Annotated in this window: 23 protein-coding genes; all 23 read left to right on the plus strand. The window is 61.6% G+C overall.

Annotated features, from left to right (window positions below; translation table 11 throughout):
• Window positions 1-6 precede the first annotated feature (6 nt).
• The 23 genes from PSV33_RS14670 to PSV33_RS14780 all read left to right on the plus strand — a co-directional run bounded on the left by PSV33_RS14670 (window position 7) and on the right by PSV33_RS14780 (window position 26141).
• Complete coding sequence (locus PSV33_RS14670) at window positions 7-864, plus strand: MaoC/PaaZ C-terminal domain-containing protein (protein ID WP_096666945.1); 858 nt, start codon at window positions 7-9, stop codon at window positions 862-864.
• Window positions 865-927: 63 nt separating this feature from the next.
• On the plus strand, window positions 928-1731 hold the full coding sequence (locus tag PSV33_RS14675) for an enoyl-CoA hydratase/isomerase family protein (RefSeq protein WP_096666947.1): 804 nt from the start codon (window positions 928-930) through the stop codon (window positions 1729-1731).
• A gap of 18 nt (window positions 1732-1749) precedes the next feature.
• On the plus strand, window positions 1750-2916 hold the full coding sequence (locus PSV33_RS14680; protein ID WP_096666949.1) for an acyl-CoA dehydrogenase family protein: 1167 nt from the start codon (window positions 1750-1752) through the stop codon (window positions 2914-2916).
• 8 nt (window positions 2917-2924) lie between these two features.
• The gene (locus PSV33_RS14685) at window positions 2925-4142 is read left to right on the plus strand and encodes a CaiB/BaiF CoA-transferase family protein (RefSeq protein ID WP_096666951.1); all 1218 of its coding nucleotides are present in this window, start codon (window positions 2925-2927) and stop codon (window positions 4140-4142) included.
• A gap of 200 nt (window positions 4143-4342) precedes the next feature.
• Entirely contained in the window at window positions 4343-5140 is a 798-nt protein-coding gene (locus PSV33_RS14690; RefSeq protein ID WP_096666953.1) for an ABC transporter ATP-binding protein, read from the plus strand.
• Window positions 5127-7073, plus strand: coding sequence for an AMP-binding protein (locus tag PSV33_RS14695; protein ID WP_096666955.1), 1947 nt, complete (start codon window positions 5127-5129; stop codon window positions 7071-7073). The genes PSV33_RS14690 and PSV33_RS14695 overlap by 14 nt, the downstream gene beginning before the upstream one ends.
• A 3-nt stretch (window positions 7074-7076) precedes the next feature.
• Window positions 7077-7964, plus strand: a complete 888-nt coding sequence (locus PSV33_RS14700) for a branched-chain amino acid ABC transporter permease (RefSeq protein ID WP_096666957.1) — start codon at window positions 7077-7079, stop codon at window positions 7962-7964.
• 5 nt (window positions 7965-7969) lie between these two features.
• Window positions 7970-9043, plus strand: coding sequence for a branched-chain amino acid ABC transporter permease (locus PSV33_RS14705; protein ID WP_096666959.1), 1074 nt, complete (start codon window positions 7970-7972; stop codon window positions 9041-9043).
• Window positions 9044-9092: 49 nt separating this feature from the next.
• On the plus strand, window positions 9093-9908 hold the full coding sequence (locus PSV33_RS14710) for an ABC transporter ATP-binding protein (protein ID WP_096667028.1): 816 nt from the start codon (window positions 9093-9095) through the stop codon (window positions 9906-9908).
• A gap of 139 nt (window positions 9909-10047) precedes the next feature.
• A complete protein-coding gene (locus PSV33_RS14715; protein ID WP_300562945.1) occupies window positions 10048-11274 on the plus strand; it encodes an ABC transporter substrate-binding protein in 1227 nt (408 codons plus the stop codon).
• Window positions 11275-11522: 248 nt separating this feature from the next.
• Window positions 11523-12320: an SDR family oxidoreductase gene (locus tag PSV33_RS14720; RefSeq protein ID WP_096666963.1), complete on the plus strand. Its 798-nt coding sequence runs from the start codon at window positions 11523-11525 to the stop codon at window positions 12318-12320.
• 59 nt (window positions 12321-12379) lie between these two features.
• The gene (gene badI, locus PSV33_RS14725) at window positions 12380-13171 is read left to right on the plus strand and encodes a 2-ketocyclohexanecarboxyl-CoA hydrolase (protein ID WP_096666965.1); all 792 of its coding nucleotides are present in this window, start codon (window positions 12380-12382) and stop codon (window positions 13169-13171) included.
• 111 nt (window positions 13172-13282) lie between these two features.
• Complete coding sequence (locus PSV33_RS14730; protein ID WP_096666967.1) at window positions 13283-13915, plus strand: TetR/AcrR family transcriptional regulator; 633 nt, start codon at window positions 13283-13285, stop codon at window positions 13913-13915.
• 144 nt (window positions 13916-14059) lie between these two features.
• Window positions 14060-14569, plus strand: coding sequence for a MaoC family dehydratase (locus tag PSV33_RS14735; RefSeq protein ID WP_096666969.1), 510 nt, complete (start codon window positions 14060-14062; stop codon window positions 14567-14569).
• Window positions 14570-14627: 58 nt separating this feature from the next.
• Complete coding sequence (locus tag PSV33_RS14740; protein ID WP_096666971.1) at window positions 14628-16313, plus strand: electron transfer flavoprotein-ubiquinone oxidoreductase; 1686 nt, start codon at window positions 14628-14630, stop codon at window positions 16311-16313.
• Window positions 16314-16738: 425 nt separating this feature from the next.
• Window positions 16739-17530, plus strand: coding sequence for an ABC transporter ATP-binding protein (locus tag PSV33_RS14745; RefSeq protein ID WP_096666973.1), 792 nt, complete (start codon window positions 16739-16741; stop codon window positions 17528-17530).
• A gap of 11 nt (window positions 17531-17541) precedes the next feature.
• A complete protein-coding gene (locus PSV33_RS14750) occupies window positions 17542-18324 on the plus strand; it encodes an ABC transporter ATP-binding protein (RefSeq protein ID WP_096666975.1) in 783 nt (260 codons plus the stop codon).
• Window positions 18321-20189 (plus strand): AMP-binding protein, encoded by a 1869-nt coding sequence (locus tag PSV33_RS14755; RefSeq protein WP_096666977.1) that lies wholly within the window; start codon window positions 18321-18323, stop codon window positions 20187-20189. Before PSV33_RS14750 ends, PSV33_RS14755 begins: the two co-directional genes overlap by 4 nt.
• Window positions 20189-21061 (plus strand): branched-chain amino acid ABC transporter permease, encoded by an 873-nt coding sequence (locus PSV33_RS14760; RefSeq protein WP_096666978.1) that lies wholly within the window; start codon window positions 20189-20191, stop codon window positions 21059-21061. Before PSV33_RS14755 ends, PSV33_RS14760 begins: the two co-directional genes overlap by 1 nt.
• Complete coding sequence (locus tag PSV33_RS14765; RefSeq protein ID WP_096666980.1) at window positions 21061-22107, plus strand: branched-chain amino acid ABC transporter permease; 1047 nt, start codon at window positions 21061-21063, stop codon at window positions 22105-22107. The genes PSV33_RS14760 and PSV33_RS14765 overlap by 1 nt, the downstream gene beginning before the upstream one ends.
• Window positions 22108-22148: 41 nt before the next feature.
• Window positions 22149-23351 carry an ABC transporter substrate-binding protein gene (locus PSV33_RS14770; protein ID WP_096666983.1) on the plus strand — a complete coding sequence of 401 codons (1203 nt, stop codon included), beginning with the start codon at window positions 22149-22151 and terminating at the stop codon, window positions 23349-23351.
• Between the two features lie 55 nt (window positions 23352-23406).
• Window positions 23407-24615 carry an ABC transporter substrate-binding protein gene (locus PSV33_RS14775; protein ID WP_096666985.1) on the plus strand — a complete coding sequence of 403 codons (1209 nt, stop codon included), beginning with the start codon at window positions 23407-23409 and terminating at the stop codon, window positions 24613-24615.
• A 56-nt stretch (window positions 24616-24671) separates the two neighbouring features.
• Window positions 24672-26141, plus strand: a complete 1470-nt coding sequence (locus tag PSV33_RS14780; RefSeq protein WP_096666987.1) for a biotin carboxylase N-terminal domain-containing protein — start codon at window positions 24672-24674, stop codon at window positions 26139-26141.
• Window positions 26142-26143: the final 2 nt, after the last annotated feature.

The raw sequence follows: 26143 nt of genomic DNA on the forward strand, positions 1-26143 counted from the left end.
AGCATCATGGCGATCAACTACGAGCACCTGATGGCATGGCCGTTCGAGGACGTGCGCCATCGCTACACGCAACGCGACACCATGCTGTATGCGCTGGGCATCGGCCTGGGCAGCGACCCGACCAACGAGACCGAGCTGCGCTTTGTCTATGAAAAGGACCTGCTGGCGCTGCCCACGCTGCCGGTGGTGCTGGGCTACCCGGGCATGTGGCTCAAGGACCCGGCCACCGGCGTTGACTGGGTGCGGCTGGTGCATGGCGAACAGGGCCTGCGCCTGCACCGGCCGGTGCCACCCGAGGGCGAGGTGATCGGGCGCACGCGGGTGAGCCAGATCATCGACAAGGGGCCTGGCAAGGGCTCGCTGATTTACACCGAGCGCGCGGTGACTGACGCCGCCAGCGGCGCGCTACTGGCGACGCTGAGCTCGACCACCTTCTGCCGCGCCGACGGCGGCTTTGGTGGCCCGGCCGGCCCCGTCAAAGCCGTGCACGAGCTGCCCGCGCGCGCGGCCGACCACAGCACCGATTTCGCCACACAGCCACGCGCCGCGCTGATCTACCGGCTCTCGGGCGACTACAACCCGCTGCATGCGGAGCCGGCAGTGGCGCGCGCGGCCGGCTTCGAGCGGCCCATCCTGCACGGCCTGGCCACCTATGGCATTGCCGGTTGGGCCCTCACCCAAAGCGTGTGCGGCGGCGACCCGAGCGCCCTGCAGTCGCTGGATGTGCGCTTTTCGTCACCGGTTTATCCCGGCGAAACGATACGCACCGAGATCTGGGTGGATGGCAAGGTCGTGTCGTTCCGCGCCCGCGCCGTCGAACGCGACATCGTCGTGCTGAACAACGGCCGCGCCGAGCTGCGCTGACATTCACTGATCTTTCTTCTCCCCTTTTTCCCAACTTTCCCATTTTTTTCAAGGAGCCTCAAGATGAACTACGCTGACTTTCAATTCCTCAAGTTCGAAAACAAGCCCAATGGCGTGCTGTTGATCACCATCAACCGCCCCGAGGTGATGAACGCCACCAATGCCCGCCTGCATTGGGAACTGACCAAGGTCTGGGGCGTCGTCAATGACGATCCAAAAACCAAGGTGGCGGTCATCACCGGTGCCGGCGACCAGGCCTTCTCGGCTGGTGGCGACCTGGATTGGGTAGGCAACATGGTCGGCAACCCCAAGGAAATCGCCAACACCATGACCGAGGCTGCGGACGTGGTCTACAACATGATGGCCTGCGACAAGCCCATCATCTCGGCCATCAATGGCGTGGCCGTGGGTGCCGGTCTGGCGGTGGCCTTCCTGGCCGACATCAGCATCATGGCCGAGGAGGCCAAGGTCACCGACGGCCACGTCAAGATCGGTGTCGCCGCCGGCGACCACGCCGCGATCCTGTGGCCGCTGCTGTGCGGCATGGCCAAGGCCAAGTACTACCTGCTGACAGCCGATTTCGTAACCGGCAAGGAAGCCGAGCGCATCGGCCTGGTCAGCCTGTGCGTGCCGCGCGCCGAGCTGATGGACAAGGCGATGGCCGTGGCCAACAAGCTGGCCAATGGCAGCCAGCAGGCGATCCGCTTCACCAAGCGCTCCCTGAACGGCTGGATGAACCTGGCGCGCCCGATTTTCGAGAGTTCACTGGCGATGGAGATGCTGTGCTTCCTGGGTGAGGACGCCAAGGAAGGCGTGGCCTCGGTACGCGAGAAGCGCGCGCCCAAGTTCCCTTCCGCCCAACTGTAAATTAAGAAAGGAGTCCCCATGGATTTCAACCTGACCCAGGAACAACGGATGATCTACGAGTACGGCGACCGTATCTCGAAGCAGTTCGACCACAACTACTGGAGAGGCTACGCCGAGAAGAACGAGCGCCCGACCGAACTGTACAAACAGATCACCGACGATGGCTTTCTCGGCATCATGGTGCCCGAGGCCTATGGCGGTGCCGGCCAGGGCATGACCGAGATGCTGCTGTTCATGGAAGGACTTTCCAACAACGGCATTCCGCTGCTGAATCTGGTGGTCGGCCCCACCATGACCATGGGCCTGCTGGCCAAGCATGCCAGCGAGGACATGAAGCGCCGCTTTCTGCCGGGCGGCTGCACCGGCGAGATCAAGTTCTGCTTCGCCATCACCGAACCCAACGCCGGCTCGAACTCGATCGAGATCACCAGCATCGCCAAGTCCGACGGCAAGGGCGGCTTCAAGCTCAACGGCCAGAAGGTCTTCATCACCGATGCCAATTGCGCCGACTACGCCATGGTCGTCACCCGCACCACGGCGCGCGCCGACGTGAAGAAGAAGACCGACGGCTTCACCATCTTCATGGTCGACATGAAGAAGAAGGGCATCAGCAAGACGCTGATTCCGATTGCGTTCCCGGTGCCCGAGACGCAGTGGCAGGTGTTCTTTGACGACGTGGCGCTGACCGAAGCCGACGTGCTGGGTGAGGTCGGCAAGGGCTTCAACATCCTGTTCGACACCCTCAACCCCGAGCGCATCATCCTGTCGGGCCTGTGCACCGGCGTCGGCCGCTTCGCACTGAAGAAGGCCGTGGCCTACGCCAACGACCGCAAGGTGTTCAACAATACCCCCATCGGCGCCTACCAGGGCGTGCAGCACCCGCTGGCGATGGCGCGCAGCGAGATCGAGATGGCTTCGCTGATGGCGCTCAAGGCCGCTTGGGCTTTCGACCAGGGCCTGCCCGCCGGCGAATTTGCCAACATGGCCAAGTACGCCGCCGCCGAGGCCGGCATTCACGCCGTCGACAGCGCGATCCAGTGCTTCGGCGGCAACGGTTTCACCAAGGAATACGGCATGTACGATCTGTACGGCCTGGTGCGCCTGCTGCGCACCGCGCCGCTGAACCGTGAAATGGTGCTCAACCACATTGCCGAGCACGTGATGGGCCTGCCGCGCTCGTACTGACAGCCGCCATGAGTACCAATGCTCCCCTGCCCGCCTTCGGCGCCCTGGCCGGCCTGAAGGTGATCGACCTGTCGCGCGTGCTCGGCGGGCCCTACAGCGGCCAGATCCTGGCCGACCACGGCGCGCAGGTCATCAAGGTCGAGCCGCCCGCCGGCGACGAAACCCGCGCCTGGGGCCCACCCTTTGCCGACGACGGCACGGCGGCCTACTACAACGGGCTGAACCGCAACAAGCGCGATATCGTGATCGACTTGTCGAAGCCCGAGGGTCGCGAGATCGTGCTCAAGCTGCTGGAAGACGCCGACGTGCTGATCGAGAACTTCAAGATCGGCACGCTGGAGCGCTGGGGCATCGGCTATGAGCAGACGCTGCGCGAACGCTTCCCGCGCTTGATCCACTGCCGGGTCAGCGGCTTTGGCGCCGATGGACCGCTCGGCGGCGCACCGGGCTACGACGCGGTGGCACAGGCACTGGGCGGCCTGATGAGCGTCAACGGCACGCCGGACACCGGAGCGCTGCGGGTCGGGGTCCCGGTGGTGGACATCGCCACCGGCCTGTCGGCCGTGATCGGCGTGCTGCTGGCGGTGATCGAGCGGCAGCGCTCCGGGCGCGGGCAGTTCGTCGAGGCCACGCTCTACGACACAGCCGTGTCGCTGCTGCACCCGCAAAGCGCCAACTGGCTGCAGTCGGGCCAGACACCCAAGCTCAGCGGCAATGCGCACTCCAACATCGTGCCCTACGACAAGTTTGCCACCCAGACCTGCGAGGTCTTCCTGGGGATCGGCAACAACGGACAGTGGAAAAAGCTGTGCGAGTTCCTCGGCCGTCCCGAAATGGCCGACGAGCCGCGCTTTGCCACCAACGCCGAGCGTTTTCGGCACCGTGATGCGCTACGCGCCCTGCTCGAGGAGCACCTGCTGAAGGTGGATGGCGAGTGGCTGTGCCAAGAACTGCTGGCAGCCGGCATTCCGGCCGGTGCCGTCAGGACCGTTCCTCAGGTACTGACCGACCCCCACACCCTGCACCGGGACATGGTCGTGCAGGTGGAGGGCGTGGCGGGCATCGGCATCCCGGTCAAGCTGTCACGCACACCGGGCCGGGCGCACAGCGCCCCGCCGCGCTTTGGCCAGCACACGCGCGAGCTGCTCATTGAACACGGCTACGGCGCCGCCACCGTTGACGCAATGATCGCGCGGGAAACCATCGTGGAACACGTTGAGGAATGAACCCTGCCTGTCAGAGAGTAGGGAAACCCCCAGATACCTAACTAATGTTAGGCTCTAAAATAAAAATCTTTTATGCAGAACAGAAATCGAGTCGGCAAGCTGCGCACAGGCAGATGGTCGACCGTGCAATGTCATAGGCACCTTCAGTGATCAACACCATCAGTACCAATAGCAGTACCAGAGAGCAGGGGTCGGCTCCGATGCAAGCCAGCAACGAGGCACCAGCACCCGTCCTTGAATGCCGGGGGCTGGAGCGGCGGTTCGGCGGTCTGGTCGCGTTGACCGGGGTCAATCTGCGCATCGAGCGCGGGGAGATCTTTGGCCTGGTCGGGCCCAACGGCAGCGGCAAGACGACCATGACCAACGCCATCACCGGCTTCTTCCCACCCCAGGTCGGCAGCATATGGCTCAATGGCCGCGACATCACCGGCATGGCGCCCCACAAGGTCGCCGCCCTGGGCGTGGCGCGCACCTTCCAGAACCTGGCGCTCTTCAACGGCATGAGCGTGCTTGACAACATCCTGCTGGGCCGCCACATCCACATGAAGCCCGGCGTGGCAAAAACCGCCCTGTATTGGTGGCTGGGTCGCAAGGACGAGATGGCGCACCGCCTCAAGGTCGAGGAAATCATCGATTTCCTGCAGCTTCAGAGCGTGCGTGACGAACTGGTGGACAGCATTCCGATCGGGCTGAAAAAACGCGTCGAACTGGCGCGCGCGCTGGTGGCCGAGCCCAGCTTCCTGGTTCTTGACGAACCCATGGCCGGCATGAACCAGGAGGAAAAGGAATACATGGCGCGCTTTATTCTCGATGCGCGCGACGAGCGCCATGTCACCGTGCTGCTGATCGAGCACCACATGGACGTGATCACCGGCATCTGTGATCGCATGATGGTGCTCAGCTATGGTGAAACCATAGGAACCGGAATTCCTGCCGAGGTGATGACGGATGAGCGCGTGATCAAGGCCTACCTGGGAGGTGCGCATGCAACGCACTGACATTGACATCGCCAAGGGCGGTAGCACCACAACCTGGGACCTGGGCACCGACACCACCCTCATCCGCATCCTGGCCCGCAACGCCGAGTTGCTGGGCCATCGCGTGGCCATGCGCGAAAAAAACCTGGGAATATGGCAGGAGACCACCTGGTCGCAAATGCTGGATGCCACGCTCGCCTGCGCGGCCGGCATGGAAAGTCTCGGGTTTGGCGCCGAGGATGCCTTGCTGGTGCTGGGCGACAACCGGCCCCGGCTTTACATGGGCATGCTCGCGGCTGGCATGTTGGGCGGCTACGCGATGCCGGTCTACCCCGACGCCACGCATGACGAAATCCATCACTTCATGCATGAGGCGAATGTCCGCTTTGTCCTGGCCGAAGATCAGGAACAGGTCGACAAGGTGCTCGATCTGGGTGATCGGGGCGCGACGATCACCAGCATCATCTACGACGAACCACGCGGCTTGGCCAGCTATCCGAATCCCGGGCTGGTGTCGTGGGAAAAGTTGCAGGCCATTGGTGCGGATCGCCTGCGTGCCGAACCGAAACTGCGAAATACCTTGATCGAACGGGCACGGCCCGAAGGACCAGCCGTGTTCGTGCACTCGTCGGGAACCACGGGCAAACCGAAGGGCGTGGTGCTGAGCCACAGGAATTTGCTCGCCGGGGTTGGCAACGCCCATCGCGGTGGCGCCTTCACCTTTGGCGAGGACATCCTCGCCTATCTGCCCATGGCCTGGGTGGGTGACTTTGCGATCACGGTCGGCGCCGGTGTTGCGCTGCACTTCACCATCAACATTCCCGAGCGGCAGGAAACGGTGCTGCATGACCTGCGCGAGGTCGCGCCCACTTTCTATCTGGCGGCACCCCGAAGCTGGGACAACATGCTGACCACCATCCAGGTGCGCATGGAGGATTCGACGCCGCTCAAAAAATGGTTTTACGATGTTTTCATGAACTCCGCGCTGGCCGCTGAACGACGCAAACTCGAGGGAAAACCGCCCCACCTGAAAGAGCGATTGATGCGGCAGCTGGGCGAGTGGCTGATCTTCGGGCCGATCAAGGACCAGTTGGGGCTGACCCGCCTGCGCAATGCCTTCACCGGCGGCGAGGCCATTGGAGAGGATACTTTCGTGTTTTACCGCGCGCTGGGCGTGAAACTGCGACAGTTCTATGGTCAAACCGAAAGCAGCGCTTTCAATGCCTTGCAGGACACCGAAGAAGTACGCCTGCACACGGTCGGCAGGCCATTGCCGGGGGTTGAGGTCAAAATCGGCGACAACGGCGAGATCATGGTTCGATCCGGGAGTGTGTTTTCCGGTTACTACAAACTTGAAAATGCCACCCGGGAAGCACTGGAGGATGGCTGGCTGCGCACGGGTGATGCCGGTTATGTCGAGCCTGACGGGCATATGGTGGTGCTCGGACGTTTGTCGGAGGTGGTGCATACCGCCAAAGGCGAACGCTACATCCCGAACTACATCGAAAACCGCCTCAAGTTCAGCCCGTACATCAAGGATGTGGCGGTGCTCGGGAGCGGTCGCGACACGCTGGCGGCCATCATCTGCATCGACAAGGAACCGGTCGGTCACTGGGCCGAAGTACGGGGCATTTCCTACATGTCCTATGCCGACCTGTCGCAAAACCCCGAGGTGATCGCACTGGTCACGGCAGCGGTCAAACGCGTCAACAGCATCCTGCCAGACGGACTGAAACTGCATCACTTCGTGTCGCTGCACAAGGAGTTCGACCCCGATGATGGGGAGGTCACACGGACCCGCAAGTTGCGCCGCAACGTGGTGGAAGAGCGTTATGCACCCATCATTGATGCGATCTACGGCGGCCAGAAGACGGTCACGATGAAGGCGCAGATCACGTACGAATCCGGTGAGGTCGGCACCATCGAGCGCCAACTCTCGGTGCAGGAGATTTAAATCATGGACTTTTCACTGTTTGCCGAGTTGGCCATCAATGGCGCACTGTCGGGGTTGATGTACTCATTGGTGGCCCTGGGCATCGTGCTCATCTACAAGTCGTCCTCCGTGCCCAACCTGGCGCAAGGTGCGATGACCATGCTCGGTGCCTATGTGGTGCTGGCCATCGCCAATGGCCTCGGCCTGCCCATGTGGACGGCCATTCCACTGGCCATGGGGACGATGTTCTTTATAGGCATGGGCATCGAGCGGGTGGCGTTGCGCCGGCTGGCGGGCCGTCCCATCATCATGATTCTGATGATGACGCTGGGACTGGACATCTTCATACGCGCGACAACCATGGCCATCTGGGGCGGCTCAAGCCGTCCGATGTCCATCGGCATCAGCGACGAACCGCTGTTCCTGGGACCGCTGCTGCTCAATCGCTCCTACGTGGTGGGGGCCATGGTTGCCGCGGCACTGTTTGCAATCTTCTTTTTCTTCTTTCGCACGCGCAGGGGCATTGTCCTGCGCGCCATCTCCGATGACTACATCGCATCCTGGTCAATCGGCATATCGGTTGAGCGCGGGGTGGCTTTTTCCTGGGCCATGTCCTCGGTTCTGGCCACAACGGCCGGCGTGTTGTGGGGCTCGGTTCAAGGGGTCAATCAGGGGCTGGCGCTGCTATTGCTCAAGGGCCTGACCGTCGCCGTTCTGGGCGGTCTTGACAGCATTGGCGGTGCCATTCTGGCCGGCTTGCTGCTGGGCCTTCTTGAAGGTGTTGCGTCAGGCTATCTCGACCCATTGGTGGGTGGTGGCAGCCGCGACCTGGTGGTTGCCGCGACGCTGATTCTGACCATCCTGATTCGGCCCCACGGTCTGTTCGGGCGCCACGACATTGAAAGGATCTGAAGGTCATGCTATTTCGTCAATCAGGAATTTTTCACACCAGTTACGCGGACGCGCGGGCACTTTTTCCGCTGCCTGCTGATCGCTGGATGATCGGCTTGCTGCTGGCCTTTGCAATCACCGCGCCACTCACCATGAGCTCGCTCGTCCTCAGCACCCACCTGCTGCCCTGGCTGGTGTGGACTGCGGCTGTGCTCGGCTTGAACCTGATCCTGGGCTGGGCCGGTCAGTTCCACTTCGGCTACGCCGCCATCATGGGCATCGGCGCCTACACGGCGGTGCATGGCGCGCGCAACGGCATTCCCTGGGAGATCGCGGTGGTGCTCGGCGGCGTGATGGCCGCGGTCATCGGCATCGTTTTCGCTTTCGCGGCGCTGCGCGTGAAGGGCCTGTATCTGGCGCTCAGCACGCTGGCCTTGCAGTTCGTGATGGACTGGGTGATCTCCCATGTTCCGGCCATCAGCGGTGGCTCCCAGGCCACGCTGCAAGCACCAGCGATGCGCCTGCTCGGTCAGGCCGTCACGTCGGAAACCGGCCTCTATTACGTGGCGCTGGGCTGGTGCCTGCTCGTGACGGTCTTCATGCTCAATCTGCGCCGCAGCGCGCTGGGCCGCGCGCTCGTCGCCGTGCGTGAAAAGGACTTCGCCGCGGCAGTCATCGGCGTGCACAGCCTGTATTACAAGCTGGTGGCTTTCGCGACCTCGTCCTTCATTGGCGGCGTCAGCGGCGCCATCCTGATTTTCACCTTCTACCGGGCGGCCACACCGGAGCAGTTTGCCGTCAATGTATCCATCGAGTTGCTGGCCATGGTGATTGTCGGCGGGTTGGGCAGCATCATCGGCAGCTATTTTGGGGCCGCCTTCATTCTGTTGATGCCCGGCCTGATGAACAGTCTGATCGGCTGGCTGGCGCAGCTCGCAGGTGCCTCGCTCGGCGTTGAAACGCTGGCCCACATCCCGCATGCGGTTTATGGTGCCTTGATCATTGTGTTCCTGCTGGTTGAGCCGATGGGTCTGGGCAAGATGTACACGAACCTGCGCAACTATCTGCTGGTCTGGCCCTTCGGCTACGCCCGAAAGTAAAGATGACATCATGCACGCGACTGACAACTTGACTTCCACCCCGACGCTGATGCACAACCCCGCAGCGAGCCCTGCACCGGTGCTGTCGCTGAACAACGTCGAGGTCATCTACGACCATGTGTCGCTCGCCATCAAGGGCGTGTCGATTGATGTGCCCCAAGGCGGTATGGTGGCGCTGCTGGGGGCCAACGGCGCCGGCAAAAGCACAACGCTGAAGTCGATCAGCGGTTTGCTACGCCCCGAGCGGGGCCTGGTAACCCGCGGTGAGGTACGTTTCATGGGACATAACATCGATGCGCTGGCGCCTCAGGAGCGCGTCAAACTCGGTATCGTTCATGTGCTGGAAGGGCGGCGCGTGTTTGAACACATGACGCCTGACGAGAACCTGATCGCGGCCTCCGCCGTTCGCGGTAGCCGCCAGGACATGCTGCGAAACAAAGACATGGTTTACACCTACTTCCCGCGCTTGCACCAGCGGCGTACCGCGCAGTCCGGCTACCTGTCAGGCGGCGAGCAGCAGATGCTGGCCATCGGTCGCGCCCTGATGACGCAGCCCAAGCTGTTGATGCTCGATGAGCCCAGCCTGGGACTGGCGCCCTTTCTCGTGGCCGAGATTTTCGACATTGTCCGGCGCATCAACAAGGAAGAAGGTCTGTCCGTTCTGCTGGTGGAGCAAAACGCCATTGCCGCTCTGGACGTGGTCTCGCATGGCTACATGATCGAGAACGGCCGCGTGGTGATGCATGACAGCGCAGAAGCCATGAAGAAAAATCCGGACATCCAGGAGTTTTACCTCGGAGGCGCTGAAGGCCACAATTTCCATGACATCAAGCACTATCGCCGGCGCAAGCGCTGGCTGACCTGACCGAGGGTAAAACCCTGTCTACGTCGATATCCGGTTTCGCGTTCAGTCTTGGGGCGTACTGTACGGCGTGCCCATCGGACTTCTTTTAACCCGTACGATTCTTAGGAGAACAGACATGAGATCCAAGTTACTTTCTATCGTGGCAGGTCTGGGATTGGCGCTTGCCGGTCTGCAGTCTGCACAGGCGCAAGCCCAGCCCATCAAATTCGCGCTTTGTTATGACCTGAGCAAGTCCTACGGCTTTGTCACGCCGCAAATTACCCAGGCGGTGAACGACTATGCCAAGATATTGAACCAGAAAGGCGGCATCGAAGGCCACCCCATCGAGATCCTGGTTCAAGACCATGGCAACGAGCCGCAGCGCGGCATCGAGTGCTACGAAAAGATGAAACGCGAAGGCGCCATTGCCTTCGATTTCCTGTCCACGCCGGTTTCCCGCGCCGTTCTGCCTCGCGCCATGGCGGATGGCAATGTGATGGTGCAATCTTTCGTAGGCCGTGGCGATGCGGTCGATGGTGATGTGTTCAAGTGGATTTTCCCCATTGGGCCAACCTATTGGGGCCAAATGGCCAACAATATTCACTACATCAAAACCAAGGCCAACGGCAACCTCAAGGGCGTGAAGATCGCATTCATCTACCCCGACTATCCGTTCGGGCAGGAGCCGATCGGCGTGCTGAAGACGCTCGCGGCCAAGGAAGGTTTTGATTTGCAACTCATTCCCAACCCGATGCCGGGCAATGACCAATCCGCAGCCTGGACTCAGATCCGCCGTATCAACCCCGATTGGGTGATCAGTTGGAATCTGGCCAGCATGCATGTTGTCGCAGCGCGCGAGATGAAGCGCAACGGCATTTCGATGGACAAATACCTTTCCGTCAACTGGCTCAACGAAGTTGACCTCGCCAACATCGGTCTGGAAAACGCAAAAGGCCTCAAGCGCGGCACCAACGTGGTGGGTGGACAGAGCCACCCGCTGATCCAGCAAATCATCAAGGACCTGTATGAGAAAGGCAAGGGCAGCGGTGACCGCAAGCATCTCAGCGATATTTACTACAACACCGGTCTGGCCATCTATGCCAGCGTTTTCGAGGGCGCTCGCCTGGCCATCAAACAAAATGGCTGGCCCATCACGCCTGACAAAATGAAGCGCGGTATGGAAAGCCTGAAAAACTTTGATGCCGAAGCCCTGATCGCCCCCGTAACGGTGACCGCCAAGGACCATGGCGGCGGAGGCAAGACGCGCATCGACATGTGGGATGGCGCCAAGTGGGTGCCCCAGACTGACTGGTTCTCGGCGTATGACGACGTGATCCAGGACATCGTGAAGAAAGAATCCGGCGAGTTCGCCAAGAACAAACAGTAATTGCCATCCCTTGGGAGGGGCACGGTCAGGCGTGTTGCGCACCGATCATGCCCTTCCCATCCTGTTTTTCGGATTTTCATCCATCTCTTGAATCGACCGGTGGCAACTTATGCCACAGCGAATTGCCATGGTAGCTGCAAAGCCCACGACCAAACACAGGAAAATCCGGCCACTTTACCTAACTACCGTTTGACAGCTATAATATCAACCACACAAATGTGGCGCCAAAAGCGCAAGGAGTAATAAATATGGATCTCGATCTAAAAGGTAAATCGGTCATCGTCACTGGTGGCGGCTCGAACATTGGCCGCGGCATCGTGCTCGGCTTCGCTGCGGAAGGCGCCAACATCACCATCGGGGACATCGACGACAAGCAAGCGCAAAAAACGGCGGAACTCGCGTTGGCGAGCGGTGCGGCGTCGGCGCAGGTTGTCAAGACCGATGTCACCAAGCTCGACCAGGTGCAGGCCATGTTCAAGGCTGCGACTGACAAGTTCGGCGGCGTCGATGTCCTCGTCAATAACGTGGGCTGGGACCAGTTGATGTTCTTCACGCAGACGACCCCCGACCTGTGGCAAAAGATCATCAACATCAACTACCTCGGCGTTCTCAACTGCACCAAGACCGCGCTTGAAGTCATGGTTCCTCGCAACGCCGGCTCCATCGTCTCCATCAGTTCCGATGCCAGCCGACAAGGTGAGCCACGCGAAGCGGTGTACGGGGGCGTCAAGGCCGCCATCAACAGCTTCATGAAAACGATCGCCAAGGAAAACGGGCGTTACGGCATCCGCTGCAACGTGGTATGCCCCGGCGTCACGATCCCGAGCACCACCGACGAAGTGGGCGGAAGCAGCATGTGGATCGATGCCGGCAGCATGTTCACGCCCGAGCAACTGGAAAAAGTCGCCAAGGCGCTGCCGCTGCGCAAGGTGGGACGGCCGCAGGATATTGCCAATGCAGTCGTCTTCCTGTCTTCAGCGAAGGCTGCGGGTCATGTCACCGGGCAGGTTCTTTCAGTGTCTGGTGGTTACAGCATGATTGGGTAAACGCCTGGGCATGGTCGGCAGGCATGCGACGTTGAAATACCAAACAAAAAGGAAAATTCATGGAATTCAAGGACATCATCTACGAAGAACGCGACTCGGTTGCCTACATCGCGATCAATCGCCCCGAGGTGATGAATGCGTTTCGCGGCCAGACAGTCGAGGAACTGCTGCAGGCATTCATGAAAGCAGGCTGGGACAAGCGAATCGCCGCCATTGTGCTCACGGGTACGGGTGACCGTGCTTTCTGCACCGGCGGCGATCAGTCGGCCCATGCCGGCCAGTACGACGGCCGGGGCACCATCGGCATTCCTGTGGAAGAGTTTCACAGCGCCATTCGTGACGTACCCAAGCCCGTGATCGCCCGCGTGCAGGGCTACGCCATTGGCGGCGGCAATGTCTTGGCCACCTTGTGCGACATGACCATTGCCTCGGAAAAGGCCGTGTTTGGCCAGGTCGGCCCGAAGGTTGGCTCGGTCGATCCTGGCTGGGGCACGGCCTACCTGAGCCATGTGGTTGGCGAAAAGAAAGCACGCGAGATCTGGTACATGTGCCGCCGCTACAATGCGCAGGAGGCCTTGGCCATGGGTCTGTGCAACACCGTCGTGCCCCACGACCAGCTCGACGCCGAAGTCGCCCGCTGGTGCAAGGAAATTGTCGAAAAGAGCCCGACCGCGCTGGCCATCGCCAAGCGTTCGTTCAACGCATCCACCGAGCACATTCGCGGCATCGGCAGCCTGGGACTTCAAGCGCTGAGCCTGTACTATGACACTGCAGAATCAAAAGAAGGCGTGAGCGCTTTCCTGGAAAAGCGTAGGCCTGATTTCAGGCAGTGGGCCAATGGCGGCAAGTGAGCAAATGCAAGCCCTGAATAACCCCATGCGACGCGCCCATGCACGAGGCCGCCCCTTCGACAAAAGCTAGGTTTGATACGATTTGTATTTTGAATCTACCTAACGGTCAATATGAAGTCAAATACAGACGCAAAACCCAGCAAAAATGACGTAGATGGCCCCGCTACACGCGAACGGGTGCTGCTCGAAGCTGCACGCCTATTCAGGCATCATGGCTATGCCGCAACTACTTTGCGCGAGGTAGCGGATGCTGCCGGCGTCAAAGCCGGCAGCATCTACTATCACTTCGAATCGAAAGAGCAGATCCTGGGCGAAGTACTGGACAAAGGCATCACCATCGTAGCGGATGCCGTGCGCACCCGTATTGGGGCTCTTCCCGAAAGTGCACTCTGGCGAGACCGAATCGCCGCTGGCATTGAAGGCCATCTCTGGGGAATGCTGCATTATGGCGACTTCACGTCGGCCAACATCCGCATCTATGGCCAAATCCCGACCAGCGCAAAAAATCGCCACCGGGTCGTGCGGCGGGCTTACGCAGACTACTGGGATCGGCTGTTCGAATCAGCGCTCGCCAGCGGCGAATTGCGCCCGGACACCAGCACGGCCATGATTCGGCTTTTCGTGATTGGCGCATTGAACTGGACCGTCGAATGGTACAACCCCCAGCGCGGCTCTTTTCAGGACTTCTCACGCCAAATCACAGCGATCGTGTTCGATGGAATCCTCACGCATGACAAAGCATAACCGCGATGCATTGCCGGCAACTTCGACAGGCCGGGCCGAGGGACTGACGGCAATAGTCCTCATGTCGCCTATGTGGCTCAGTGGCACGCTGACCGGCTGCGTCTGGGGACTCTCAAATTGGACAACCCGCCGCAGGAGCAACCAATGACTGTCAAGGAAGGCTGGCGCGGCCGGTTCTATGAAGACTTCGAGGTCGGCGACGAGTATCGGCATGCCCTCGGCCGCACCCTGACCCAGAACGACAACATCTGGTTCACGCTGTTGACGCAAAACACGGCTCCGCTGCACTTCGACGCCCACTACGCCGCGCAGACGGAGTTCGGCCGCCCGCTTGTCAACTCCTGCCTCACACTGGCCCTCGTAACGGGCCAGACGGTGAGCGATGTCTCGCAAAACGTCATGGCCAACCTTGGGTGGGACGAAGTCCGTCTGCCGCATCCGGTGTTCGAGGGCGACACGATCTATTCACGTTCCACGGTGCTGGACAAGCGCGAGTCACGGTCGCGTCCCAATGTTGGCGTCGTGACGGTACGAACCGAAGGCTACAACCAGAGCGGCGTCATTGTCTGCACGTTCAAGCGCACGGTCATGGTCTACAAACGTGACGGCGCTCCGCGCACCGCACCACCGCTGCCGGCCGACAACAGCCCCTGAACCGCCCCCTTTCGTCAACTTCGGCCCCAGGGCCGCCAACTTTTTTGATTCTCTCCGCATGAAGCCCACCTCCCTGCTCGATCAATACGGCCCCCGCGAAGCGATGGAATATGACGTGGTGGTGGTGGGCGCCGGCCCCGGCGGTTTGGCCACGGCCATCCACCTCAAGCAGCTCGCGGCAGAAAAGGGCGAGGACGTCTCGGTGGTGCTGCTGGAAAAAGGCTCCGCGCCCGGTGCTCACATCCTCTCCGGCGCGGTCATGGATCCGATCGCGCTGAACGAACTCTTCCCCAACTGGAAGGAGCTGGGCGCACCGCTGAACCAACCCGTCACCGGTGACGACGTGCTTTTCCTAAGCGAAACCGGTGCCAGGCGCACGCCCAACTTCCTGGTGCCCGACTGCTTCCACAACGAGGGCAACTACGTCATCAGCCTGGGCGCCCTGACCCAATGGCTGGGCGAGCAGGCTGAAGGCTTGGGCGTGGAAATCTTCCCCGGCTTCACAGCCGCCGAGGTGCTGTACAACGACAACGGTTCGGTCAAAGGTGTAGCCACCGGCAACCTTGGCATTGGCAAGGACGGCCAGCCGCACGACGGCTTCCAGCCCGGCATGGAGTTGCACGCCAAGTACACCATCTTTGCCGAAGGCGCGCGCGGCCACCTGGGCAAGCAGCTCATCGCAAAATACAAGCTCGACGAAGGCCGCGATCCGCAAAGCCATGCCATCGGCATCAAGGAACTGTGGGAGATCGACCCGGCCCGCGCCCAACCCGGCCGGGTGGTGCACACGGCCGGCTGGCCGATGGACAGCCAGACCTACGGCGGCGGCTTTCTCTACCACTTGGAAGGAAGCAAGGTCACGCTTGGCTTCGTCACCGGACTCGACTACAAAAACCCTTGGCTCAGCCCCTTTGAGGAAATGCAGCGCTGGAAGGCCCACCCGGCCATTCGCGCCCACATCGAAGGCGGCAAGCGCATCGGCTACGGCGCGCGCGCCATCACCGCCGGCGGCCTGCTCAGCCTGCCCAAGACCGTGTTCCCGGGCGGCGCGCTGATCGGCTGCGATGCCGGCTACCTGAACGCCGCACGCATCAAGGGCAGCCACGCCGCCATCAAGAGCGGCATGCTGGCCGCCGAAGCCGCGTTTGAAGCCCTGGCCGCCGGACGCAGCAGCGACGAACTCAGCGCCTACCCCGCTGCGTTCGAAAACAGCTGGCTGCACACCGAACTCGACCAGTCGCGCAACTTCAAGCAGTGGTTCAAGAAGGGCAGCCTCGTCGGCGCCCTGATGACCGGCATTGAACAGTGGCTGTTGCCCAGGCTCGGCATCAAGCGTCCGCCCTGGACGATTCACCGCACCCAGGCCGACCACGCCACCCTGCGCCCGGCCGCCGAGATGCCGCAGATCAGCTACCCCAAGCCCGACGGCAAGCTCACCTTCGACCGGCTCTCCAGCGTATTCGTCAGCAACACCAACCACGAAGAAAACCAGCCCGCGCACCTGACGCTCAAGGACGCCAGCGTGCCGGTGCAGATCAACCTGGCGAAATACGCCGGCCCCGAGAGCCGCTACTGCCCGGCCGGCGTCTACGAGTTCGTGAAGAACGACGACGGCTCGGACCGGCTGCAGATCAACGCCCAGAACTGCGTGCACTGCAAGACCTGCGACATCAAGGACCCGACGCAGAACATCGTCTGGGTCACGCCCGAAGGCGGCGGCGGGCCGAACTACGCGGGGATGTAGCCGAGAGACGCTGAATCACCGGCTCCCATTCGGAAGCGAGCCTGGGCAGAAGTTGCCGCTCGCACTCGCAACCGGAGTCGTCGGCACCGGCATAGGGATTTCCCGAGTTGACGCAAACCTAACTATCGTTAGATTAATACCCTATAAACAAGGCACGATGCATACCTCGCAGAACGGCAAGGCACAAGGCAGGCAAGCCGCCTACCCAACACGGCCAACACGGGACAAACTTTGAGAAAATTCACTGCCCCCCCGACCGGTACCCTGGAAACCAGAGGCCATGGTCGCGCCCATGAATCCGGCCCATCCGAGCCGAAGGTCTGCACGACTGCGGCTGCCATCCTGGCGCACCCCTCCACTACGCTCGACCGGCAGACCCGTTCAATGGTTGAGCCCCTGCAGCACGGCGCAAGGAACGGCCTGTCATGCTGAATCTCACCAATGTCCAGATCGTTTACGACAACACCATCGAGGCGGTGCGAGAGGCCTCATTGGCCGTCGGCAAAGGTCGCATCGTCGCCCTGCTCGGTTCCAACGGGGCCGGAAAATCAACCACGCTCAAAGGCATTTCGGGCGTGCTGTATCCGGAAGACGGTGAGATCAAGGGTGGCCAGATCACGTTTGAAAACCGCCAGCTGACCGGCCTGGCGCCGGACGAAATCGTGCGCGCCGGCGTGGTCATGGTGCCCGAGGGGCGCCGCCTGTTCGACCAGTTGACGGTCGAGGAAAACCTCGTGATGGGCGGCTACACGCGCAGTCTGACCGACGCCAGGCGCCAGATGGAGATGGTGTATGGGCTGTTCCCGCGTCTGGTGCAAAAACGCAGCACGGTGTCGGGCTACCTGTCGGGCGGCGAACAGCAGATGGTGGCCATCGGCCGCGCGCTGATGTCGTCCCCGAAACTGCTGATGCTCGACGAGCCCACGCTCGGGCTGGCGCCACAGATCAGCGAAGAGATTTTCGAAATCATCACCCGCCTGTGCCGTCAAGAAGGCATGGGCATTCTCCTGGTGGAGCAGAACGCGCAGATGGCGCTGGCCATTGCCGACTATGGCTACATCATGGAAAACGGCCGCGTGGTGCTCGACGGTGAGGCCGACAAGATGCTGCGCAACGACGACGTGCGCGAGTTCTACCTCGGCTTCGGCGAAGGCGGATCGCGCAAGAACATGCGCGACGTGAAGCACTACAAGCGGCGCAAGCGCTGGCTGTCCTGAGAGAAAAAAACATGAACGACACATTGTTAAGGGTCGAAACCCTGTCCAAGCGCTTCGGCGGCGTCGAAGCCGTTGCCGGTGTCAGTTTTCACGTCCGGCGCGGTGAAATCTATTCCCTGATCGGCCCCAACGGGGCCGGCAAGACGACCACCTTCAACATGATCAGCGGCGTCGTCAAGCCCAGCAGCGGCACCGTGCATTTCGATGGCCGCGACATCACCGGCATGCCGGCGCACCGCCTGGCCGCCATCGGCATCGGTCGGACCTTCCAGAACCTGGCGGTGTTCAAACATGCCAGCGTGGTGGACAACCTGCTGGTCGGCCGCCACTGCCACATGGCCACCAACGTGCTGGATGCCTCGTGGTTCTTCGGACGGGCGCGGCGCGAAGAGCTCGAACACCGTCGCAAGGTGGAAGAGATCATCGACTTTCTCGAAATCGAGGAAATTCGCGACATGCCGGTGGGCACCCTGTCCTATGGCCTGCAAAAGCGGGTCGAGCTGGGGCGCGCACTGGCCACCGAGCCCAAGTTGCTGCTGCTGGACGAAATGGTATCAGGCATGAACAACGAGGAGACCGAAGACATTGCCCGCTTCGTGCTTGACATCCGCGACGAACTCGGCATTTCGGTCCTCATGGTCGAGCATGACATGGGCATCGTGATGGACATCTCCGACCGCGTCTGCGTGCTCAACTTCGGCCGCAAGATCGGCGAGGGCACGCCGGCCGAGATATCGGCCAACCCGGCCGTGATCGACGCCTACCTGGGCAGCAAAACCAAGGAGGCCGCGTGATCGACAACCTGGGCGCCTCGCTGCGCGACGGCAACACCACCCTGCCCAAGCTGCTCAAGCATTGGGCTCAGAGCTTTCCGGATGCGCTCGCGTTTCGCGAGAAGGACTACGGCATCTGGAACCGCATGAGCTGGCAGCACTATCTGGAGACCGCTCGCCGCTTCGCTCACGGCCTGAAGGCCCTCGGATTCGAAAAGGGGGACCGCCTGGCCATTGCCAGCGAGGACAGCCCCCACTGGATGTTCTCCGATCTGGCGACGCAGGCCATCGGTGGCATTGTGGTCGGCATCTACCCCACCAACCCGTGGCCGGAGCTGCAATACATCGTGCACCACTCGAACAGCAAGTTCGTGGTCTGCGGCGACCAGGAGCAGGTCGACAAGGTGCTCGACGCCATGGACAAGCACGCCACCGGCCTGCCCGACCTGGTGAAGATCATCTGCGCCGACATGAAGGGGATGCGCGGCTACAAGCACGACCAGCTGATGTCGTTCGACGACGTGCTCGAGCTTGGCGACCAATACGCTGCGGCATCGGCCCAGCACGCGGGCACCTTTGATCGCGCCATCGAGGACACCCAGCCCGACGACACCTGCATGCTGGTCTATACCTCGGGCACTACCGGCCCCCCTAAGGGGGCGATGCTCTCGCACCGCAACCTGATCGTCACCGTTGACAAGCTCAAAACCCATTTCAAACTGGACCGCCAAAACTACGAGGTGGTCTGCTACCTGCCGTTGTGCCACGTGGCCGAGCGTGCCTTCTCGACGGTCTTGCACCTGCTCACCGGCGGTGTGGTCAACTACGCCGAATCGATCGACACGGTGGCCGTCAATCTGCGCGAGATCGCACCCACGGTGTTTTTGGGTGTGCCGCGCATCTGGGAAAAGCTGCAGCAAGGCATTTTGATCCGCATGCAGGACGCCTCGCGCTTTCAGCGCTGGGCTTTCAAGCATTGCCTCGATGCCGGGCGTCGTCTGTTCGAAAAGGTCGAGGCGCAAGGGGGCCAGCGCAGCCTGTCGGATCGCCTGCACTTCTTCGTGCTGTGGTTGCTGATGTTTCGCAATCTGCAGAAATTCATCGGCCTGGACCGCATGCAGTGCGGCTTCTGTGGCGGCGCCAGCGTCTCGCCCGAGGTACTGAAGTTCTTCCGTATTCTAGGCATTCCGGTGTACCAGGTCTACGGCATGACCGAGTCCGGCGGCGTGATCTTCTTCCAGCATGAAAAAGCTGTCAAACTGGGCGCCACAGGCCTGCCCATCGACGGCCTGAACTGGAAGATCGCCGACGACGGCGAGCTCATCGTCAAGCACCCCGCCGTGTTCAAGGGCTATCTCCACGACGAGAGCGCCACCGCCAAAACCGTGATCGACGGCTGGCTGCACACGGGCGACATCGTGGCGCTGGCTGACAACGGCGAGCTGATGATCGTCGACCGCAAGAAAGCCATCATCATCACCAGTGGCGGCAAGAACATCGCACCGTCCGAGATCGAAAACGCGCTCAAGGACAGCCTGTATGTGCGCGAAGCCATCGTTCTGGGCGACGGGCGTCACTACCTGTCTGCATTGCTCCAGATCGACTTTGACACGGTGGGCAAGTGGGCACAGGAGCGCAAGCTGGCATACACCACCTACAAGAGCCTGGCCTTGCTGCCCGAGGTGCGCGAACTGATTGACGAGGACGTCAAGCGCGTGAACAAGCTGTTTGCCCGGGTCGAAAACATCCGCAAGTTCCTGATTCTGGAGAAGGAACTCGACCACGACGACGGCGAACTCACCGCCACCCAGAAGGTGCGCCGCAACGTCATCGAAAAAACCTTCGCGAAAGAGATCGCGATCATCTACGGTGGAGGGGCGGGCTGATGGACTATTTTCTGCAACTGGTCATTTCCGGCATCGCCGTCGGCCTGGTCTACGGCTTCATCGGCATGGGCTTTGCCATGATCTACCGCGCCACCGGCGTGGTGAACTTCGCCCAGGGCGAGCTGATGATGCTGGTGTCCTACATCGCCTTCACCCTGGCCGGCACCTTCCAATTTGGCTTCTGGCCCATGCTGGCAGCAACTGTCGCGGCCTCGGTGCTGATCGGCCTGCTGATCGAGGTCTTGCTGATCCGTCCGATGCTCGGTCAGCCGGTGTTTTCCACGGTGATGGTGACCATTGGCCTAGCCGTGATCCTGCGCTCGGTGGTGGTGCTGATCTGGGGCGCAGACCCCATGCCGCTCAATTCCGGCCTGCCAACGGAGGTCATCAAGATCGGCCCGGCCGGCCTGTACCCGGCGCAGCTGTATTCCGTTGGGCTGATGGCGGCCGTACTGCTCGGCCTGTGGACCTTCTTTCGCTATTCACGGGTCGGTATCGCCATGCGTGCCACCGCCAACGTGCAAACTGCAGCCCTGCTGATGGGCATCAATGTCAAGCGCATCTTCGCTTTGTCCTGGGCCCTGTCGGCCGGTCTCGCCGCCATTGCCGGCGTGTTGATCGGCGTGATCTACGATGTCAACCCCGGCATGTGGACGACCGGTCTGCGCAGCTTTCCGGCGGTCATTTTGGGCGGGCTGGACTCGGTATTCGGTGCCGCACTCGGCGGCATCCTGATCGGGGTGGTCGAGAACCTGTCGGAAGGCTATATCGGCCGCGGCATGAAGGAGATCGCCGGTTTTGTTTTGATCCTCGTCGTCCTTATGGTCAGACCCTATGGCCTGTTCGGCAAACCTGATATCGAGCGTGTCTGATGCGTAGCGGAAATTTCAAACAAAACTATCGTCAACTGCTGGCACTGACCGACTCGGTTCCTGTCATCGTCTGGTCGTGTCTGCTGGTGGCGCTGCTGGCGGCCGCGCCACTGCTGCTGTCCAAGTACTATGTCTCCGTCATTTTGCTGCTCCTGATCACAGCGGTGGGGGTGTTGGGCCTGAACCTGCTGACCGGGACCACCGGGCTGATCTCGCTCGGGCACTCGGGCTTTCTGGCGGTCGGCGCCTACACGGCCGGTATCGTGGCCGGCAAACTTGGCTGGCCGATGCTGGCGGCCATCTTCGCCGGCGGCGTGAGCGCTGCCGTCGCCGGGATCATCGTGGGCATACCGTCGCTGCGCCTCAAGGGCCTGTATCTCGCCATCACGACGATGGCGTTCGCCGTGATCATCAACCACCTGATCCTCAACGGCGGCAGTCTCACCGGCGGCTCGGAGGGCCTGACGGTGCCGCAGCCCTCCCTGTTCGGCCAGGCGCTGGGGGCCGAGCGTGGCTACTATTACGTGGTGCTGTCCTTTGTGGTGGTGTTCACCTTCATCACCCTGAACATCCTGCGCAGCCGCATTGGCCGGGCGTTCCTGGCGATTCGGGAGCACGACATCGCCGCCAAGGCCATGGGCGTCAACCTGGTGCGCTACAAGTTGCTGGCGTTCATGGTCAGCGCCTTCTACACCGGCATCGCCGGGGGCTTGCTGGCCTACTACACACGCTACCTGAACGTGGACAGCTTCAGCCTGCTGATATCGATCGAGGCGCTCTCCATGCTCATCGTGGGTGGCCTGGGTTCGGTGGCCGGAGCCTTGCTCGGCACGGCTTTCATCGTCCTGCTCAATGAGAGCCTGGGCTTCGTATTCGGCATGATCGGCGCCAGCTTCGGCGGGTCGGGCTCCACTGCCGCCTATGAGATCAAAGGCGTCATTTATGGGCTCGCGATTGTGTTGTTCCTGCGTTTTGAGCCCGATGGCCTCATGGGGCGATGGCGCGACATCAAGCATTACTGGACCCACTGGCCCTTCCGTTTCTGACCCCGCAGCACACGCGCTGCTTATTCCACAGGAGACCTGAGATGCGAACACTACAGAAGCTGACCCAGCGCCTTTGCCTCAGCGCACTCGCCACACTGACCTTCGGCAGCGCACAGGCGGCAGACCCCGGGGTCACGAACGACAAACTCGTGCTCGGTGCCGTGATGCCGCTCAGCGGCCCGCCCAGCATCATCGGCAAGGCAATTGCCACGACCTTGAAAGTCTGGGAACAAGACGTCAATGCGCGCGGCGGCATCGGCGGACGCAAGGTCGACATTCGCATCGAGGACGACGGCTATGTGCCGCAGCGCGCCGTCCAGGGCCTCAAAAAGCTGATTGATGTTGATCATATCTTTGGCTTGATCGGAGTCTCCGGCTCATCGCAGTTGCTGGCCATGCTGCCCATCATCGACGAGCAGAAGATCCCCGCGATCAACCACATCGCGGTCAACAGCGCCCACTTCAACCCACCGCACAAGACGCTGTTCAATATCGGTGCAACTTACTGCCAGGAGGTCTCTGCCAGCATGAAGCATCTGGTGACATCCCAGAAGCTGCAGGGCTCCAAGTTCGGCCTGATATTTCAGGAGGATGATTATGGCGTCGATGTCAAGTGTGGCTACGACCAGGCCCTGAAAGAGCTCGGTTTGAAAAGCAGCATCGAAGTTGCCTACAAACGCGGGGCGAAGGATTTTTCCGCCGAGGTGTTGAGCGTGCAGCGCGCCGGCGCCACCTTTGTGCTGACCGGCGGCATCATCACCGAAACCGCCGCAATGCTCAAAGAGATCGCGAAGAACCAGATGCAAGTCGTGCGCCTGGCCGCTCACCCTTCGCATCTGCCTGCGGTGCTGGCCCTGGCCGGCCCGGCAGCGGACGGCATGTACGTCGCCGAGTATGTGCCTCCAGTGACCGACACTGAAACCCAGGGCATCGGCAAACTCACAGCACTGACCTACAAATACTTTTCAGCCAATGAGGTCAAGGGCATGAACCGGTATTCATTGACCGCCTATGTGGGTGTCCAGTTGCTCGAATCAGCGCTCAACGCCTGTGCCAAAAACCTCACGCGTGCCTGCGTGGTCGAAAAGCTCGAACAGACCAAGAATTTCACTAGCGACGGCATCATGGCCCCCTTGACCTTCGGGCCCAATGTTCGACAGTCGGGCACCCGCCCCATTTTGCTGAAGGCGAATGCCAGCGCCGGGAAATTCGAGCGAGCCTCTGAATTTCTGAGCGCCAAGTGATCCTGACGACGCGCCACTAGCCCCACCCCCATTTCTCAACCAGGAGTGCCTTTTCATGACACGCAAATACTTTCGATATGCCGCCACCAGTCTGCTCAGCATGGTCATCGGTCTGACGGCCACGACCGCCGCCGCTGCCGACCCCGGCGTGACCGACACCAAAATCGTCCTCGGCTCGGTGACGCCCGTCAGCGGCCCCCCTAGCCTGCTGGGCAAGGCCCACATGCTTGCCTTGCGGGTATGGGAGCAGGATGTCAACGCCCGCGGTGGCATCAACGGCCGCAAGTTGGAAATTCGCCAGGACGACGACGGCTATGTGCCCCAGCGTGCCGTGCAGGGCGTCAAGCGACTGGTCGACGTGGAAGGCATCTTCGGCCTGATCGGCACCTCGGGTTCAGCCATGCTGCAAGCCATGCTGCCCTACATCAACGAGCAGCGCTTGCCAACCATCAACGCCATGGCCGTGGCAGCGGCGCACTTCACGCCACCGAACAAAACGGTATTCGTGGTGGGGCCAACCTATTGTCAGGAGTTGAGCTCCGCCATGAAGTACATGGTGGCGAGCAAGAAGCTGCAAAAGGAGAAGTTTGCACTGGTCTATCAGGATGACGAGTTTGGCAGCGACGTGCGTTGCGGCTACCAGAAGGCGATCAAGGAGCTGGGGCTCAACAGCGTGTCCGAGATCTCCTTCAAGCGTGGCACCAAGGACTTCTCGGCCGAGATGCTGAGTCTGAAGCAGGTGGGTGCGACCTTTCTCGCGTCGGGCGGCGTGGTGGCCGAGCATTCGATGCTGATGAAGGAAGCCGCCAAAAACCAGATGCCGCTGACCATCCTTGCGGTGCACTCGGCCCACCTGACCCCTGTTCAGGCGCTCGCCGGCGCCGCGGGCGACGGCTACTTCGTCGCCGACTATGTCCCGCCTCTGACCGACCTGTCGGTGCCAGGCATGGCCAAGTTCATGGGGTTGGCACAGAAGTATCTGTCAGCCGACGAGCAGAAGATGCTCAACCGCTATTCGATCACAGCCTACGTCGGTGCGCTGCTGATGGAAGACGCGATCCGCCGCTGTGGCAAGGCGCTGACCCGCGCCTGTGTCGTCGAGAAGCTGGAAACAACCAAGAACTTCAGCACCGATGGGCTGGCTTCTCCAATCAGTTTTGGCCCCAATGACCGGCACTCGCCGAGCAGCGTGCTCGTGTTGCGTTCGGACGCCAAAAACTCCCGCTTCGAGCGCGTGTCCGACCCCATCCCCGTGCTCGATTGACACCAGACGCCGTTGCATGCATTGACCGTCACCCGCCGTACAGCTGGGTCCCGCCCGTGTTTCAAAAAGTTCTGATCGCCAACCGTGGCGAGATCGCGCTGCGGATCCTGCGCACACTCAAGGGCATGGGGCTCGCCACCGTGGTGGCCTACCACGCGGTGGACGCCGATAGCCCGGCCGTGCTGGAGGCTGACGAGTCGGTCGAATTGCACGGCTCGACACCCGTGGCTGCCTACCTCGATATCGCGCAGCTGGTCGAAGCGTGTCGGCACAGCGGGGCACAGGCGGTGCATCCCGGTTACGGCTTCCTGTCTGAAAACGCTGCGTTTGCGCGTGCGCTAGACGCTGCTGGCATCGTCTTCATTGGCCCGCGTTCGGACACCATCGAACTGATGGGCGACAAGGTGCGCGCGCGCAACTTCGTCGCCAAACGCGGCTTTCCGGTAGCGCCGAGCGCCATCGAGGACGATGACCCGGCCAGCTTCGTCGAGCGCGCCAGGGCGCTCGGCGCGCCGCTGCTGATCAAGCCTTCAGCCGGCGGTGGCGGCAAGGGCATGCGCATCGTGCGTGACCTGTCCGTTTTGGATCGCGAGATCGAGACCGCACGGCGCGAAGGTGAGCGCTATTTTGGCGACGGTCGGCTGTTTGTCGAACGCTATGTGGAGCGCCCGCGACACATCGAGGTGCAGGTGATGGGCGACGCGCATGGCCAGTTGGTGCATTTCTGGGAGCGTGAATGTTCAGTGCAGCGGCGCTTCCAGAAAATCATTGAAGAAACCCCCTCCCCGGCCCTTTCACCGGCGCAGCGCCACGATATCTGCGAAGCCGCGGCCGGCATTGCCCGCGCCGCCAACTATCGCGGCGCAGGCACCGTGGAGTTCATCTACGGCGCCGGTGGCGAGTTTTACTTTCTTGAGATGAACACGCGTCTGCAGGTCGAACACCCGGTCACCGAAATGGTCACGGGCTTTGACCTCGTTCGCGAACAGGTGCGCGTTGCCCAGGGTGAGCCGCTCGGCTACGCCCAGGCGGACATCGTGCGGCTTGGTCACGCCATCGAATGCAGGCTTTACGCCGAAGATGCCGAGCATGATTTCCGCCCCGCCACCGGTGACATCCTGTGCTGGCGGCCGCCATCCGGTCCCGGCGTGCGGGTTGATGCCGGCGTGCGCGAAGGTCAGGCGGTGAGCACTGCATTTGACCCCATGATCGCCAAAATTATTTGCCATGGCAACACGCGTGCACAGGCTATCGAACGCTCCATCCTGGCGCTTGAGCAATCGGTGCTGTTGGGTCTGACCACCAACGCACGCTACCTCACGCGGGTACTGCGCCATGCCGAGTTCCGTGCTGGCCAGGCCGACACCGGCATGCTGGCACGCTGTGCCGACGAGCTGCGCGAGTCTCTCACACCCGATGACATCGACCTGGTACTGGCATCGGCGGTGCTCGCCGACCGCGAACTGTTGCGCGCCGTGCACGCCATTCCCGCGATGCACGCCGCCATGGGACCCTGGAGGAATTGACG

The sequence above is a fragment of the Polaromonas sp. genome, from assembly GCF_029945895.1.
GTDB lineage: Bacteria > Pseudomonadota > Gammaproteobacteria > Burkholderiales > Burkholderiaceae_C > Polaromonas.

Excerpts from the sequence above, each read along its gene's own strand:
- PSV33_RS14670 (WP_096666945.1), top strand. The coding sequence starts at position 7 with ATGGCGATCAACTACGAGCACCTGATGGCATGGCCGTTCGAGGACGTG.
- PSV33_RS14675 (WP_096666947.1), top strand. The coding sequence starts at position 928 with ATGAACTACGCTGACTTTCAATTCCTCAAGTTCGAAAACAAGCCCAAT.
- PSV33_RS14680 (WP_096666949.1), top strand. The coding sequence starts at position 1,750 with ATGGATTTCAACCTGACCCAGGAACAACGGATGATCTACGAGTACGGC.
- PSV33_RS14685 (WP_096666951.1), top strand. The coding sequence starts at position 2,925 with ATGAGTACCAATGCTCCCCTGCCCGCCTTCGGCGCCCTGGCCGGCCTG.
- PSV33_RS14690 (WP_096666953.1), top strand. The coding sequence starts at position 4,343 with ATGCAAGCCAGCAACGAGGCACCAGCACCCGTCCTTGAATGCCGGGGG.
- PSV33_RS14695 (WP_096666955.1), top strand. The coding sequence starts at position 5,127 with ATGCAACGCACTGACATTGACATCGCCAAGGGCGGTAGCACCACAACC.
- PSV33_RS14700 (WP_096666957.1), top strand. The coding sequence starts at position 7,077 with ATGGACTTTTCACTGTTTGCCGAGTTGGCCATCAATGGCGCACTGTCG.
- PSV33_RS14705 (WP_096666959.1), top strand. The coding sequence starts at position 7,970 with ATGCTATTTCGTCAATCAGGAATTTTTCACACCAGTTACGCGGACGCG.
- PSV33_RS14710 (WP_096667028.1), top strand. The coding sequence starts at position 9,093 with ATGCACAACCCCGCAGCGAGCCCTGCACCGGTGCTGTCGCTGAACAAC.
- PSV33_RS14720 (WP_096666963.1), top strand. The coding sequence starts at position 11,523 with ATGGATCTCGATCTAAAAGGTAAATCGGTCATCGTCACTGGTGGCGGC.
- badI (WP_096666965.1), top strand. The coding sequence starts at position 12,380 with ATGGAATTCAAGGACATCATCTACGAAGAACGCGACTCGGTTGCCTAC.
- PSV33_RS14730 (WP_096666967.1), top strand. The coding sequence starts at position 13,283 with ATGAAGTCAAATACAGACGCAAAACCCAGCAAAAATGACGTAGATGGC.
- PSV33_RS14735 (WP_096666969.1), top strand. The coding sequence starts at position 14,060 with ATGACTGTCAAGGAAGGCTGGCGCGGCCGGTTCTATGAAGACTTCGAG.
- PSV33_RS14740 (WP_096666971.1), top strand. The coding sequence starts at position 14,628 with ATGAAGCCCACCTCCCTGCTCGATCAATACGGCCCCCGCGAAGCGATG.
- PSV33_RS14745 (WP_096666973.1), top strand. The coding sequence starts at position 16,739 with ATGCTGAATCTCACCAATGTCCAGATCGTTTACGACAACACCATCGAG.
- PSV33_RS14750 (WP_096666975.1), top strand. The coding sequence starts at position 17,542 with ATGAACGACACATTGTTAAGGGTCGAAACCCTGTCCAAGCGCTTCGGC.
- PSV33_RS14760 (WP_096666978.1), top strand. The coding sequence starts at position 20,189 with ATGGACTATTTTCTGCAACTGGTCATTTCCGGCATCGCCGTCGGCCTG.
- PSV33_RS14765 (WP_096666980.1), top strand. The coding sequence starts at position 21,061 with ATGCGTAGCGGAAATTTCAAACAAAACTATCGTCAACTGCTGGCACTG.
- PSV33_RS14770 (WP_096666983.1), top strand. The coding sequence starts at position 22,149 with ATGCGAACACTACAGAAGCTGACCCAGCGCCTTTGCCTCAGCGCACTC.
- PSV33_RS14775 (WP_096666985.1), top strand. The coding sequence starts at position 23,407 with ATGACACGCAAATACTTTCGATATGCCGCCACCAGTCTGCTCAGCATG.